Raw genomic sequence first — 15,723 nt, 5'->3', positions numbered from 1 at the left:
AGGTGATGCCCCGAACCGGGAGTCCTCACCGCAACCGGACTCCCAGACGATATTTACACGGCTGCGGGATGCGGCACCGGCAGCAGTGCGCGGACGACCCCGGCCAGAGAGAAGGCCACCGCCCCCAGCACAGCCGGGCCCCCGGGCAGGAACAGAAATGCAGCTCCCCCCAGGATCATCACGACCAGACAGACCGTGCTCAGGCTGCGACGGACGGGGTCCGGTTTGCGAATTCCCCGGAACAAGGTGACTCCCACGACCAGAATGAAGAGACACCAGGCTGCCCCCGTCAGAAACGTCCAGGTCGCTTTCGGGCGGACCGCGAGTGTCAGCATCGGATTCCCGCCCGGTTTGTCGAATGACAACTCGTGTCCCGACTGCGGCAGGGTCATGGCGACGGAGAGTCCGAGCGTCGTTGCCCCCACCTGTGCTTCAGTTTGTGCAGGAGCCATCACATTTGAAGAAGCTGGGGCACTGTCATCCGGAGATTTTGCGGGAACACTCTGTCCTAATCTGGGGTCCGGTCCACCAAACGTGGGAGCTGCCAGATCGAAACTCCCCTGCCGAAACGGTTTGTCCATGTCCGGATGAAACTTCCGGACCGGCTTGAAATCATCATCGTTAGGGGCCTGACCGCTTCGTCCCTGTGGCAGATCCCCGATAATGACCTGACTCTGCAGATCCCGCCTGAGTTCCTGTCGGGCATCCTGATCCGCGTTCCCCTTCTTGCCAGATGTCGCCCGGCTTCGATTCTCCGTTTCATAGAAATTGAACTCAGACGATTCCGACAACTTCTGCTTCACAGATTGAGGCTGACCGTTGTTTTCCAGCACGATCGCATTATTCATATTGATGAATCCACGATTCCCCACACCCAGTCCATCTGAGGATTTCCCGCTCGCCTGCTCGCGTCGGGATTCGTCCTGCCGCTCGAGAGCCTCAGACGCTTTGACCGCCTCCTCTGCTTCAAGAATGGCCTTACCGTTCTCGTCCTGGATTTGCTGAAACTGGACGTCATCTCGCAGGTAGTACGCACTTGGAAGTTCCGATTGAGACTTCAACTGGGCCTGTAACTGTTTCAGATTGGATCCCGCCTGACGTCGCTGTGAAGCACTGTAGCTGCCGCTGCCAATTGCGATCCGCTTCATTTCGGCAATGTCACCGCGCAGCCGTTCGATCATCTGCATCTGGGCAGCCACCCAGCCTGCCCCGCGATGGAACGTCACGTTTGTCTCGCCCGACTTCGAAACGGGATAAGCCTCCAGCTCCTCCGGAACGAACACGTTCCAGACCGTCTGAGCGACTGTCACGCCGAACTCAGCCGATTCCGCTGGCGTCACGACCTGCAGACCCGGCAATTGGACCTGCCGGGCGGTCAGGCTGAAGAGTTCCGGCAGTTTCCGGTCCAGCTGTCCCGTCAGCATCAGCGTCACATCGAAGGAGAGATCGGCAACGCTGGTCTGCGGCAAGGCGATCAGATGAATCGACTCTTCGCCCAGTTTCGTCAACACACATCGGCCGGGTTCTCCCCGCACGAACACAGACAGAATGCTGGATTGCTGCGGCAGCTTGAGTGCCAGGAACTGTTGTCCCCGGTTGCGAACTCCAAACACCGCCTGAGTTCGCCAGCTGCCATCCATCTGCAGAATGGTGGTCATCGTGCAGCTGGGAATCACTGCCTGAGACCCGGCAGCACGTTCCATCCGCTGCATTTTCCAGGCAGGAACCTTGTCGGTGCGAACCCGGACGATCTCCATCGCCTGCTGGAGGAGCTTCTCCGGCATTGCAAGCGGAAGCTGGTCAACGTCCACGGATTCGAACTGGTTGACGTCCGCAGGCATCAACTGATTTTGCGAAAGATTCACAAGGACAGCGAACTGCCGCTGCACCGCCAGACTTCGATACTCCCCGACATCCGTGAACGATTCGAATTCCAGACGAGGAGTCTGCACGGTCAGATCGGGCGGGGATGCAATGGTCGCTGCTGCTCCGATCAGGTACTGGCCTCGCACCGGATCGATCAGCGAAATCACCCAGCGGGTCCGGCCATCCTGAGCAGGCTCCGAGCGAACCTGACGGATCCCCTGCCCTGTGATCTCGAGATTCCCCAGCCAGCTCGGAACGGTGAAAGCAAACTGATCGGCAGCCGCGTTCGCAATGTTCCATCTCAGCGTCAGACCGTAGTCCAGTGTCGCATCCCCGACCGCAATGAGAATTCCGGCATCCGCCTGGATCTCGGGAATCGCCCGCGGCAGCTGAAACTCCAGCGGGGAGGTTTCATCGGTCGCCTGAAACGCAAAGAGTGCCGGAGTGGGGCGGAGCTTGCGGATCGTCTCCGGCAGTTCCTGACTGGCGATCGTTCTCCAGCTTCCCGACTGAACCAGGGCTGGCTGATAGGTTTCATCACACCAGACACCGAGCTTCAATGATGCGTGATTGGTGTCGGCAGGAGCAGGCAGCTGCACATTGATGGATTCATCCTGCGGGTTCTTGGCCACATGCCCTTCCAGACCGATTTCGATACTCCCCAGTCGGGGCTGATCCAGTTCGATCATGAGCCGCTGTTGATCGCCGCTGGGAACCACGTACCAGTCGGCAGCATGTTCGCAGACAACATCCATGGCCAGATACCCGGCCGGCAGTGAGACCTCGACCATCCGTCGCGGGGCGCCTGTCAGATTCAGAACCATCCGGCTGGCAATGATCGATTTCCGTCGACCGATCTGCACACCATGTTCGACGACCGCCCGGGCCTCAGCGTCACGCCGGGAAAGTTCACCCCGGAACTGGAACGGACGGGAGATGAATCGATAGGCAAGCAACGGCGCCTTGGACACTATCACCGGCGCCACCGCAGGCTTGAACTGACTGACGTCAATCTGCTGCAAAGACTGCGACTCGATCACCTGCAGCTTGAGATGATCAGGCACCGCGACTCCGAACAGGCCCGCCTCACGGGTGACACCCAGCGGGGCCAACGTTCTGATGGTGAGCGACTCGGGCTTCTCAGCCAGCAGATGCCGCTGAAAGAGATCAACATGAAACTGCGTCTGAGTGGAGACCGGACGGCTGAACTGAACCATGACCCGTTTCCGCCCCTGCTCTTCCGAGAATTTCCATCCGGTCACATCCGCTCCCGAAGCCTGCCTGAGGGACAGTCCGTCTGGGATCTCAAAAGCGATCTCATGAATTACACCTTTGCGGACCTTCAGGTCATAGGCATGATGAACACGGATGCCGGAGTCTTCGACTTCCGCGAGGATCGCAGTCTCCAGCTGCAGGTTGGCATCCACCATCGAGTCGCTGGGGACTTCGCGCCAGCGGATGGATAAGTCTCCTCCCGCATCAATCGGAAGCTGAAAGCGGGTGACACCCTCTTCGACCGACTTCTGAAAGCCCCCGCTGGTATTGTTGACCAGCAGACTGAGCGTTTCGACGGTCGAAGGAATTTCCACGACCAATTTCCCGGCAGGAACCGGAAGTGTGTGCAGCGTGAATTCCCCCTGATCCAATGATTTCTTCGCGATCACCAGAGTGGCATCCACAATGTGGGCGCCCCGTTTGGGAATCATTACTCCGATACGATCCTCCGCCTGAGGAATCAACACCGCGGGTTCATCATCGAGCAAAGGGGACTGCAGCCCCGTCTCCTTAACCGGCAAGGTGACCACTTGAGGTGCATCCGTGAAATTGACGATCACCCAGCGGAAACGGATTTCCACATCGTGCAATTCGCCGTTTGGAACCAGCTTTGCCACGGCACTGGAATCTACCAGCAGAGAAGGAACACTTGCTTCGCGAATGGAATCTTCCGGATGCGCCTTTTCCCAGAGTTGCCGATAGAGCTGAACCGGGACGTAGACCCGGTCGGCAGCGTCAATGTCTTCGAGCGACTTGTAGGGGATCACCACATGCGGTTCGACCGCCGGGGGGCCTTTCAATTCAGGGGCGTACGTTTCATCAGCGTGGGCAGGGTAGCTGAGAAGAACGGCCAGCAGGACCGCGCTCGGACAGTACCATCCCCGGCACCAGCGCAGGATCGGACTGCGGTCCGGGTGAACCAGTCCCGAGCAGTTCAACAGTCCCCACCCCACAACACCGGCCACTCCCCCCCAGAAGGCGCCTGCCAGAACGTTCACCCAGAACAAAGGGACCATTCCGATGCACGCGAGTGGCAACAGCAGAACGACGAACAGATAGAGTAGTTTGACACTGCGGGGGCTTCGTCGCAGCCACCAGCCCATCAATGCGGTGCCGAAAGCGATAACGAATATCAGTAGAAGACCGGTCGACCGATGACCGTACTTCACCTGCAGACGGTTCCCTTCTGAGTCACCGCCGTTCCCCCGGTAGACAAAATTCCGCTCTCGGGAGTCTGAAGGAATCTGCAGGCCCAGTGGAATTGATAAGAGGCCACCCGTGGCGAACGCAGACTTCGCCGGGGAACTGGCTGCAGACTCGTTTCCTGGACTCTGCCGGGCCTGTGACTCCGCCGAATCGACCTGCTGTTGTGCTAGGGATTCTGGCGGCGGAGTCCCGTCGACTGGAATCGTGAACGAAGCTGGAGGCGGAGGAGCCTGCGGCGCTGCGGCAGGAGGCTCAATGATCCGATACTTCGGTTCAGCCTCTTTTGCCTCTAATTGCACACCGAACTTGTCTTCCAGGTCAGCCAAGTTGCCATTTTTGGAAAAAATCTCGCTGGCGACCGGAGAGGCGGCAGGGGTTGGTGCAGACGACTCGGCAAGGGACCTATTGAACTCCCTGGTCGGTCTCGCGTTTTGCAAAGTTGGAACCATCATGAAAAGCAGAATGACGATCACCGGCAAAGCAACCAGCCACAACGCAAAGGAAGGAATCCAGGACATTCGTCTGACGAGGGCTGCGATGCCCCAAAAGACCGCCAGTGCGACAATCAGAAACGCACCGACAGCCACGATGCGATCTCCATCCGGAATGCGGAACAGGTCTCGCCAGCGGGCGAAGAGTGTTTCATTCCACAAGGGGGCGATCGGACGGAACTGGCCTTCGCTGCTGATGAGGACCGTTTCGTTTGGATAGTGCAGCTTCCAGTGTTGCTCCAGAATCGCGAGCGATTGTGATTCTCCGCTTCCGGGCACCATTCGAACCGCGGGTGGCTGGGCCTGCAGCTCCCCTGTCTGTTCGCGAGGCCCCGCCGGCGTCTCATAGACGATCTTCAACTCATGCTGAACCTGTCCTGCGAGACCCGCCAGAGGAATCTGAATCCCCTGCTCCACCTTGCGGGCTTCGATGACCTGTCCGTCCAGCATGGACGACCACAACGACGCTCCTTCCGGAAGCTGCACAATCAGGCTCTGCATGCCGTACGCGGTGAAGTTCAGGGTCGCTTCATGCTGAAAGTTGTTCCCCGGCATCCAGACCGATTCCATTCGCAAATCATGTCCAATCGCGGAAGGGACCGCTTCACGGGTAAAGCGGGCTGTCGTGACAGCCAGATTCCAGTCCGGCTGGACGAAGCGATAACCAGCCACAATCCGTTCTCGCGTCTGACCGCTGCGGACGGGCAGATCGACCGGATCAACCGTCGGCAAGGGTGTCCCGTCGGCGGCGGTCGCTGTGACAGTCACCTGCTCATCCGGGGGCCCTTCGATGGCGAGAAATCCGCTCTGCGCGTTTGCCTGCGGAAAGGAAATGCGGGGAGGGGTGAAGCTGGCGGCTTCACCACGGGGAAGTTCCAGTTCAGTCCACAGCACATAGTTGCCCTGCAGATAACGATCGAACGTGAGCTTCCAGCTTCGCTGCCCGTTCTCGACTTCTCCCGGAAGTTGCTCCAGCAGCTGAGCCGGTGCTGTACTCCGCGTTAATGGAGCAAACTGAAATCGGACCTTGTCACCAGCGGATTCCCCCAGCTTCACCTGAAGTTCGCGGATCCCGCCCCCGGTCAACGAGAGATCTCCCTGAACGCGGGTGAAAACGGTCTCGCGGTCCACTCGAAAACCGATCTGAGACTGCGCAATGAACAACGTCGGCTTGCGGGCAATCTGCAGCTGGCCCTTGAACGCTGTGTCTTGATAGGTCAATCCGAGCCGAACCTGTTGACCGGTCGCCTGCAGCTTCGCGTTGAGCAGATCGAGATCCTGTTGGGCAGCGGGATCGAGACCGCTGAGCTCCTGAGGAATGAGATCAAACTCGGCCGGAGCCGCGATCCCGTACATCCCCTCGAGCATGTCGGCCTGTGGAAGCCGGACTTCCGGCAGAACGACGGTGACGGGGCTTTCCTGCACCGGCCAGCCTTCTGGAATGGCCCGTGCCTGCACCGCGAAGGTCGCCGATTGACCGGGGGGCAAAGGGGGATTGAGCGTGATTCTCAATTCATTGATCCCTGCATCCATGGAGATCACTTCCCAGGGGACCGGTGCTCCATCACGGGTGGCGGAGAGCACCTGATATTCGGCGGGGAGCCGCAGACGGGCGTCGAACAGCGGGACCTGTCTGGTCCGCAGGCTGAGCATGACGGACAGATCGAGACCCGGTTCATCCGCAAACAGCAGGCTGGTCATCGCGGCCCGAACCTGCTGGGCCTTGAGCGTCGTCATGAACTTCAAGGCGAAATCCTCACGCCAGACCGCGAAGTACAGACGCTCGGCACCCAGGTCTTCCACGGGATTCGCAGCGAGATTCGAGACCGCTCGGACCCCGTCTGATTCCAACGGCTGCAGGCGGACCTTCGCAGGATGCCCGATCATGATCACTGCGGTGTGCGACGTCGCCTGAGCGATGGTCAGGTCCGGAACCTGCCAGGGCTTGTCCGGAGACTCCGAAAGAATTCCCTGAAAGAGGACGGAGCGACTGCCGTCGAAGCTCTGCCGATACTTCAGGGAGATTGTGACCCGCCCCGGGTGATCCGGTTCGTCCGTGAGTTCCCAGGACTCGAGCCCGGGCGATTCGACATTGGTAATCTCCAGCGATTGAGGCACCCGGCAGACGAGACGGTCGATCGACTGACCAAAGACCTGCAACTCGGTATGTGCGGTCCAAGTCATCTCGCTGGGGGAGACCCGGACGCCGTACGCTGTGCTGGCGAACGTGAGCATGTCAGGCCGGGACGCCTGTTCCTGCTCCGTGACCATCAGATCCACCCGACTCAGACCGCCGATGGGCAGATCGTACTCGGCCGGTTGATCGCCCGGAGCGCTTCGCTGTGGAACCAGACCGTTGAAGTGCAGAAATTTCCCCGCAGGGAGCGAAACCACAAACCGTCCGACCGGCACAGCGGCCACGCCGAGCATGGCATGCTGATTTCCCCCCACCACTTTCAAAGGAGACGAGAGCTCGAGTTGCAGAACGTGTTTGCCCGCCTGCGGGACAAAGAGCCTCAGGATATTATTCCCTTCCCCGATTCGCGTGATCTGTGCGGGTTGATCGTTGAGCTTCGCCCCCTGCACATTCCATCCGGTCACGTTGAGATCGACTTCCCCGGAGGATTGAATGGAAGTGATCTGAAAGTCCGCTTCCGCAATCAGCCGTTCATCCGCAAGGCGAATGCGATACTCCACTGAAGTCAGAAGCGGGATGTGGCTGTCAGAAAGATTCTCTGTCTGCCCCTCGCGAGCTCTCTTCACCAGTGCTTCAAACTCTGTCCGTGGCAGGATCGCCCCAATCTCATCCTGTCGGAAGATCGAGCCGAGCTGCGATTCGGGGATGTAGAGGTGACGAATCTGGCGAAAATCAGTCTGAGCAGATTCCACCATCGGCTGGGAAGGGCCCAGCTCGACCACGGGCGCCTGTCCATAAACCGGCAGCGAGCCCGGGCAGGCCGTCCAGATCAAAAGGAGAATGAGGTTTCGGAGTCGCATGAAATCACTCGATACAAAAAGCCGAACAGGGAATCTCGAAAAACAGAGTCAGTTCGAAATACGTTTCCCTAAGAGGCATTGCCCGAGTCAGGCTGCAAATGATCAAACACTCCGGGAGGCGGAATCACCGCATACGGGACATTCGTGGGGTGATAGTCCCGCCGGTCGGGTCCGCGTTGTGGACGCAGGAGATTGAAGAATCCACGCAAAAACCACATGGCCAGCATCACCAGCAGTCCGTAACGGGCCGCATGCAGAAGCTGCCAGAGTCCAAAGCTGTCGAACATGCCATAGAGGGTCGCTGCGAATGCCATCAGCAGGAGCACTCCCAGTTTGTTCTCCCAGGAGGTTCCCAGCAGAATCCAGGCGATCAGGACAATCGTGACGCTCACCAGCAGGGTCATCCAGAGTTTGTTCCAGACCCGCAAAGTGATCTCGCCAGCATTTCCGAGAGTCGTGTACACGAATGCTTCCCGTCCTTCCGTGGGAAGTTCGGCGAATCCCCCTGCCCCGCGGCCACCGTCCGTCACCCAGTCCCCCAGATGCGATGTGCGGTGATCAGCGGGAGTTCCAAGGATGAACGACAACGGGCGTCGATTCTTCTGCAGCAGAAACGGATCCGGATCCCCCAGAAGGGTGAACTGCTCAGGCATCCAGACAATGACCTTCAGTTCCTGCACGACTCCCTGATTTCCACCAGCCACCGCAGGAATCGGAAGGTGCAGCAGGCTCTCCTCCAGCAGGTGAGCATGCTTCCCGGATTTGAGGTTCCACAGGAATTGGAACGTCAGCAGGAACGGAGTTTCAGAAGACTCCGGACGGGCGACATTGATCCAGTAAGGGGTCAGCGACTGATTGATCGACGGGGGGACGGGAACGTCGGCTTTTTCCAGCTTGACTTCACGGTCATTCAGAAACGCTCCCAGCACTTCCAGTCCGGGCGGGAGCGCGACCAGCAGCCGTTGACGCTCGCTCGACTTGACCCGGAAGCGACACCGATACGTGATCGCCTGATCTTCACTCGTGACAATCTCGATCAGACCTCGCGTCACGACAGTATCGACCACGTCCTGAATATCGAATCGCCCCGCCTGCACGTTCAAACCGACCGGCTGATCCTGATCATTGCGGAAGTATCGAAATGCCAGTGTCCCGTCGCGTGGCAGCAGCGTGAGTTCCCGCACATCGACCTGTTCAATCCCTTCTCCACTCGAAACAGCGCTGATCGCCAGCGTCTTCTCTTTCTTCAGAGAGATTTCGCCTCGCATTTCCACCAGCGGAGTTGTGACCTCACCAGCGTCATCAACCAGTCCCAGAGGGCGAACGAACTGCAATGCCAGGGTTTTCTCGGTTGCGTTCTGGGCAGCAGGGCTCGGCAGGTCGTAGGAGAGCAGGAACGTCTGGTCTCCCATCACGTCCCGCTGTGTCTGGATGGTCCAGACGACTTTGCCATTCTCGGCGGTCCCTGCGGTCTTCTGCTTGATCGGCGCGCAGGCTGTATTGCCCGGTTCCACTTCGATCTGCAGTCGTCCGGAGATCGCTTCCGGGACTTCGATTCGAAACTCCCCCAGCGGAGAGTACTGCACCTGAAACGAAACCTTCGAAGTGACGTGTGTCACTTCGGGATCGACCGAGATCAGTGTCCCGACACTGGCCCGCAGACGGGTCGGTTTGTGAACGACCCGGACCGGAATGACGACTGGCCGACGATTAAACGTCCAGGCAGCAAACGTCACCAGATCTCCGCGTCGGGTGTTTCCACCAATCGGTAACGGCTGTGCCGCTTCCAATCCCTCCGGCAGAACCTGAACTTCGAGTGACTCCTTTGCAGAGAGCTGAACTTTGCCCGTCTCCCGCTCGACGCTCAAAGGTTCCAGCAACGGAAGTTTGAATTCGGGCGAATCCTGTCCCTTGAGGCTCACATGCCCCTGAACCAGCAATCCCAGTGTCCCCAGTGTCCGCTCGCGCAACGAGACCGTCAGTTTTCTCGTGGCGGGATCGACACTGAATTCCTTCAGTTGCGGGCAGGTCACCTGATCGATGATCGCCCCCTCGGGAAGCTGCAGGACGACTTCAAAGAGACCCGCGAGCTCAATCTGATAAGCAAGCTGATTGGTGAATTGCAGCTCCTCTTCCTGTAACACGATCGCAATCTGCTGGTCGACACTGATCCGGGGTTCCACCGGTTTGGAGTTCAGGACCAGCGAGATCTGCGGTGAGTAAAACTTGAACAGCATCGCATTCGGGCCAGCCAGCTTCGGATCCGCTTCGGCACTTTCGATCCGGACCAGACCTTGCTGCTGCACGACATTGACGGACAAGTCGGCGGAGTGGCGAATGGCAATCTGCCCGCTTTCACGGACTGCATCCATTGCGTGGATTCCGCCCGTCACTTTGTCCGGCGAGACCCCGGCGACCGGGAATTCCGATTCCGTCAGCGGGCTTTCGCTCCGCAACGTGATTTGAAGTTGCTGACGGGCTGGCTGAGTCAGCTTCACGGTCAGAATCTGGTTTTCGCCTTCTTCAGCGGTCGACCAGTTGGCGACACCCTGATTGGCAAGCACGTCCAGCAGACGGGTCGATTTGGGAAGCAGGATCCTGGCCTGGTCCAGTTCCCCCCGCAGGATGTCATAGGTCAACCACGTTTCGGTGTGGATCAATCCGTCAGCGATCGTCAGCAACGTACGATTGTTGACACTCGTCAGCAGATCCATGGTCGGCTTCTGGCTGTCCGCTGCCCGCCATTTGATGGACAACTTCCCGGTGACCCCCACCTGAGCGTTCACCTGAGTCGTCTCGGGAGTCTTTTCTTCAATCCGGAGTGGACGCCCCGCTGGAGTCAGCGTCACCTGCTGACCTGCTCCCGGAGCGGTGAAACGGACACTCGTTAATGCGACCGGAGGACACTCGAAGGCAATCTCCTTCGCTTCCGGGGACTGATGCACCGGAGCCGCCAGCTGCAGTTCGACGTCATATTCTCCTTCCTTCGGGAAGAGCAATGTGTTGCGACCATCACCCCGGCCTCGCATCAGCACCTGATCGTCCGAGGACAGACTACCGATGGTGGCGCCGGCGAAATTAACGGGGAGTTCGGACCACCCCTGCCGCATCACGTGAACTTTGAGCTGCGCCTTGATGCGGGCGAAATCCCGCTCGACTGTGATTTCATAGTCCGCCTGAGAGATCAGCGCGTCCGGGAGGGTGAGAGACGCCTGACTTTCCTGCAGGGCTTTCAACAGACGACGGTATTCTCCGCTGGGAACGACCGCACTGGCTTCCGGCTTCTCGAACGTTCCGTTCAAATCCGAATACGGGAGATAGATGAATTTGGGTGACGACTGGTTCTCCGGATCATCCTTCGGAGCAACCACTTCTGGAATCGCTGGAACAGGTGGTTCCTGACCGCAGACGGCCGAGTTGACTGACAGGACCAGGAGACCACAGAGCCCCAATAGAGATCCGGCCCGGAATCGACTTTCCATGAGAACTCCCTCTTCTCCTCAGCTCACCCATCCTGTGTAATCCTTAACGTCGAACATCTTAACTTGATGCCCGGGATTTTGGGAATGGCGACTGAGAGTTCGCGATGACGACGCAGAGAGTGACGCAGGCGTCGGCCACGACATTGCAACAATTTGCAGGTTTTCTAGAGGTTGGCTGCAAGAGAATCAGCACAAACCCCAGCAACGGGGCCACAAAGCAACGTACATCAGCATTGCAGATGCCATATTTGCACGAACTTGGATATGCAAAAACTTCTGTCGAGCCCTCGGCGATCGCTTGAATCCGGTCGTTTTTTTAGGTATCTGGTGACTTCAACGATAGCGCGCCTCGTGATCTTGATCGGACTTCGAAATGTCCTGTGTCTCTCACAAGATTGGTGTTAACGTATGTGCGCGGATTCAATTCCCGAAGACCTGACGCGTTCACGTTTCCGCTGGTACGATTTTCCTGCAGTGCTCTTCTATCACCGTCCTGTGCGCTGCCGGTTCTGCGATCAACGGTACTTCACCTTGCGGAAACGCAAATCCATCGGAATGCTCCCACGCCTGTGGATGCACTACGCCATCCTGATTTCGATCTGCTGCGTCACCGTCAGCCTGTTCAAATACCAGGGGAACCAGGCGAGAGCGACAGCATCCGTCACCGGTAAACCCGATCAGCTTTCCAACGCAAAAGCGGAGCAACCAAACTGAAGTCAACTCGCGGTATTACCGCACGTTGATCATCGCCTTGAGCGCCCCTGTTTCAGGACGAGTGAACAGCTCGAAGTCCCGGACCACGTCATCATAATCCACGTGATGAGTAATCCAGCGATCCGTGTCGACGGTCCCCTCTTCAATCAACCGGATGATGCGGGTAAAGTCTCCAGGCATCGCATTGCGTGACCCCAGAATCGACATCTCCGGACGATGCAGCTGCGGATGCGTGAAGCTCACCTCAGCCGTCGTGATCCCCACGTACACCAGCCGGCCTGAGTGGGCGACAAACTGCAATGCATTCGACATCGATCTGTTGCTTCCGGTGGCGTCCGTCACCACGAGGTAACGGTCCCCTCCGGTAATCGCCTGCATCTCTTCCAGTTCAGAACCGTCTCCGCGGAACTGAATCGTATGCGGGATCCCGTAGACCTCCCGACAGAATTTCAGACGGTCCGCGTTCATGTCCATGACCGTGATGACCGCGCCCGTCAGCCGTGTGAATTCCAGCACCGCCAGCCCGATCGGACCCGCCCCGATGATCAGCACATGATCCCCGGATTCCGGCGCACCCCGATCACAGGCATGACAGCCGATCGCCAGCGTCTCCACCAGGGCCAGTTGCTCGTAGTTCAACCTCTCTGAAACATGCAGCTTGTCTGCCCGGATCAGAAACTCGTCGCAGAGTCCGCCATCCACCATCACGCCAATCACGTTCAACTTCGAGCAGCAATTTCCCTGCCCACGGCGACAGGCGAAGCACTCTCCGCAGTTCATATACGGTTCGACGCTGCAGCGATCTCCGGGCTTGACGTTCGTCACCCCCGCTCCGACCGCCAGGACTTCGACGCCCAGTTCATGCCCCGGGATGCGTGGATAAGAAAAGAAAGGCATTTTTCCCAGGTAGCCACTCAGATCGGTTCCGCAAATGCCCATGCGGTGCGTCCGGACGAGGACCTGCCCCGGTTGCGGCTGCTCCGGGGAAGGAACATCGACATGAGCGAACTTCCGAGGCTCTTCCAGGCGAATGGCACGCATTGAATTCTCTTTCTGAGCGAGACAGATTTTCGTCGCACGGATCGTATAAAGAATTGGATTTCGACAAAAGCAAGGGTTGCTCCCTTTCAGAATTGTCACAAGATGAAGGAATCTGATTTGCACGCTGTCTTTTTCGATGTGGATTGACCTCCGGGACAGACGCGTGCGACGCCGGCGGGAGTTCGAAATGTCTCACGAACTTGTTTTGTCACGGGAACAGGTGAGAGCTGTGGACCGTATCGCGATTGAGGAGTTCGGCATACCCGGAATGCTCCTGATGGAAAACGCCGGCCGAGGTTGTGCCGATCTATTGATCGATCAGGGAGTCTGCACGAGCAGCCCTGTTGTGATCTGCTGCGGGAAAGGAAACAACGGCGGTGACGGCTTTGTCATGGCGCGCCATCTTGAGATCCGGGGCGTTCCCGTTGAAATTCTCATTTTCTGTTCGCCCAAGGAATTCAGCGGCGATGCTGCTCTCAACTATCGAATTGCCTCACGGACCGACATCCCGATCCATCAACTCAACCTGCCGGACGACGAAGAACAGCTGGTGAAGCACCTTGACCATGCTTCGTGGATCGTCGATGCCCTGCTGGGAACGGGCACATCCGGGGGAATTCGACCTCCTCTGGATCTGGTGGTGGAGAAGATCAACGCTGCCGGCAAACCGGTCTTTGCCATTGATATCCCCTCGGGGCTCGACTGCGACCTGGGGGACCCGGTTTCTTGCTGCGTGAACGCGACCGTCACAGCAACCATGGTCGCAACGAAGCCCGGCTTCCGCTCGAAGACCGGTGTGGCCCGGACCGGGGCAGTCCATGTTGTGGAAATCGGGATCCCTCAGACCGCGCTGGCGATGATCCTTGGCCAGCAATGACCGGCTTTCCGGACTCATCGAGAAAAATCAAAAAAAATTCCCGAGCCGGGGGGGTGCACGGCAACGTTCTCTGCTGCACAGGTTGATTTCATCAGTCTCAACAAACAGGAGAGGCAGCCGCCCTGTAACGCAAGATGAAGCTGCAAAACGGGTTCTGCACTGTCTCCGGGAAATTAGAATAAAGAGGATCAAAACATGGTCAAACGAAACTCTGGGTGGATATTAACTGCCGTTGGAGGAATCTGCCTGGGTGCCGGCGCAGTGGGCCTCTCTCAACCCGCTGCCGTGCACCCCCCGCTCGCCCCGCCGCCGGCGCATGCTCCGGAAGATCTCTCGATTGCCTTCCGCGAAGTCTCGCAGAAGGTTCTCCCTGCTGTCGTTTCCATCACAACCGAAGCCAAAGCTCGAGAAATCGCCAGCATCGACGGAGACTCTGGGGCCGGCGGCGTGGGCGGACCACAGGAACGAATGCTCCGGGAGTTCTTCGGAAACGACCCCCGGTTTGAACAGTTCTTCCAACGTTCACCGGGACTCTCTCCCCGGATGACCCCACGCCAGCAGGGGACCGGCTCCGGCTTCATCGTGGATTCGAAAGGGATCATCCTGACGAACAGCCACGTTGTGGAAGGTGCCGACAAAGTCATCGTCAAGCTGAACGATGGACGTGAACTGGTCGCTGAGTCCTGGAACTTCGATCCCCGGACCGACATTGCCATCGTTCGAGTGAAGACCGACACCGATCTTCCCGCACTGGTGCTGGGGGACAGCGAGCAGATGCAGGTGGGCGACTGGGTTCTGGCACTCGGTAACCCGTTCAATGTGGGAACTACGGTCACCTCGGGAATTATCAGTGCCACTGGACGCGGTCCCGGGATCAATGAGCGGGAGCAGTACCTGCAGACAGATGCCGCCATCAATCCTGGGAACAGCGGCGGTCCTCTGGTGAACCTGTATGGCGAAGTGGTTGGAATCAACACCGCCATCTCCAGCCGCAGCGGCGGATACGACGGAATCGGATTCGCTATTCCTGCCAAGAACGTCCGCTGGGTTGCAGACCAGCTCATCGCCCATGGGGAAGTGAAACGCTCTTACCTGGGAGTTCAGCTGCAGGAACTCTCTTCGGAACTGCGGCAGAAGCTGAACGTGCCGTACGGCAAAGGTGCTCTCGTCGCGGATGTCGGTGAGGGAACTCCCGCTGCCAAGGGCAAGATTGAGCCGGGCGACATCATCCTGGACTTCAATGGACAGGTGATTCGCGACAGGGAGGATCTCGTCGACGCTGTCGAACGAGCCACACCGGAGAAGAGCTACGACGTCAAAGTGCTGCGGGACGGCAAGGAAGTGACATTGCCGATCAAGGTGGAAGCGATGCCCAGCGACTACACAGCCGCTCTGCGTCGAGCCCGGGCGAACGATCAGCCGACTCAGGAATCCAAGCCGAGTCAGCAGGTCATTTCGAAACTGGGACTGGAAATCTCTTCGATCGACAGTCAGCTGGCAGAACAGCTGGGAATCGAAAAAGGGATCAAAGGAGTGGTCGTCCGGAACGTCAAAGGAGGCTCTCCTGCTGAAGAGGCAGGACTTCAGGCCGGCGACGTGATTCAGCGTGTGGGAACCCAGAACGTTTCCAACCCGGACGACTTCAGTGCTGCCGTCGAGAAGGCAGACCTGAGCACTGGCCTGCTGCTGCACATCAAACGCGGCAAGGGGTCGGCGTTCGTGGTCCTGAAAGATGTGAAGTAGGGGAAGTGTTGAGTGCGAAATGCCGGGAGCC

The 15,723-nt window shown here is 58.5% G+C and carries 6 protein-coding genes; 3 read left to right on the top strand and 3 right to left on the bottom strand.

Annotated features, from left to right (window positions below):
* Window positions 1–53: 53 nt before the first annotated feature.
* Both SH661x_RS06935 and SH661x_RS06930 read right to left on the bottom strand, forming a co-directional pair.
* Complete coding sequence (locus SH661x_RS06935) at window positions 54–7,835, bottom strand: hypothetical protein (RefSeq protein ID WP_437229335.1); 7,782 nt, start codon at window positions 7,833–7,835, stop codon at window positions 54–56.
* Between the two features lie 68 nt (window positions 7,836–7,903).
* Complete coding sequence (locus SH661x_RS06930; RefSeq protein WP_437229333.1) at window positions 7,904–11,317, bottom strand: hypothetical protein; 3,414 nt, start codon at window positions 11,315–11,317, stop codon at window positions 7,904–7,906.
* A 408-nt stretch (window positions 11,318–11,725) separates the two neighbouring features.
* Between SH661x_RS06930 and SH661x_RS06925 the strand changes: the two genes are divergently transcribed.
* Window positions 11,726–12,031 (top strand): hypothetical protein, encoded by a 306-nt coding sequence (locus SH661x_RS06925; RefSeq protein WP_437229331.1) that lies wholly within the window; start codon window positions 11,726–11,728, stop codon window positions 12,029–12,031.
* Between the two features lie 15 nt (window positions 12,032–12,046).
* Here the strand turns inward: SH661x_RS06925 and SH661x_RS06920 are convergent, their stop codons facing one another.
* Entirely contained in the window at window positions 12,047–13,072 is a 1,026-nt protein-coding gene (locus SH661x_RS06920; RefSeq protein WP_437229330.1) for a zinc-binding alcohol dehydrogenase family protein, read from the bottom strand.
* 187 nt (window positions 13,073–13,259) lie between these two features.
* Here SH661x_RS06920 and SH661x_RS06915 point away from each other — a divergent pair, with 187 nt between their 5' ends.
* Together SH661x_RS06915 and SH661x_RS06910 are read left to right on the top strand one after the other, a co-directional pair.
* Window positions 13,260–13,949 carry an NAD(P)H-hydrate epimerase gene (locus tag SH661x_RS06915; RefSeq protein WP_437229328.1) on the top strand — a complete coding sequence of 230 codons (690 nt, stop codon included), beginning with the start codon at window positions 13,260–13,262 and terminating at the stop codon, window positions 13,947–13,949.
* A gap of 195 nt (window positions 13,950–14,144) precedes the next feature.
* Window positions 14,145–15,692, top strand: a complete 1,548-nt coding sequence (locus SH661x_RS06910) for a Do family serine endopeptidase (protein WP_437229326.1) — start codon at window positions 14,145–14,147, stop codon at window positions 15,690–15,692.
* Window positions 15,693–15,723 lie beyond the last annotated feature (31 nt).

The organism is Planctomicrobium stercoris, assembly GCF_051465655.1.
Lineage (GTDB): Bacteria > Planctomycetota > Planctomycetia > Planctomycetales > Planctomycetaceae > Planctomicrobium.
The sequence above is the reverse complement of the archived record's forward strand: the minus strand, read 5'-3'. Positions and strand labels throughout refer to the sequence as shown.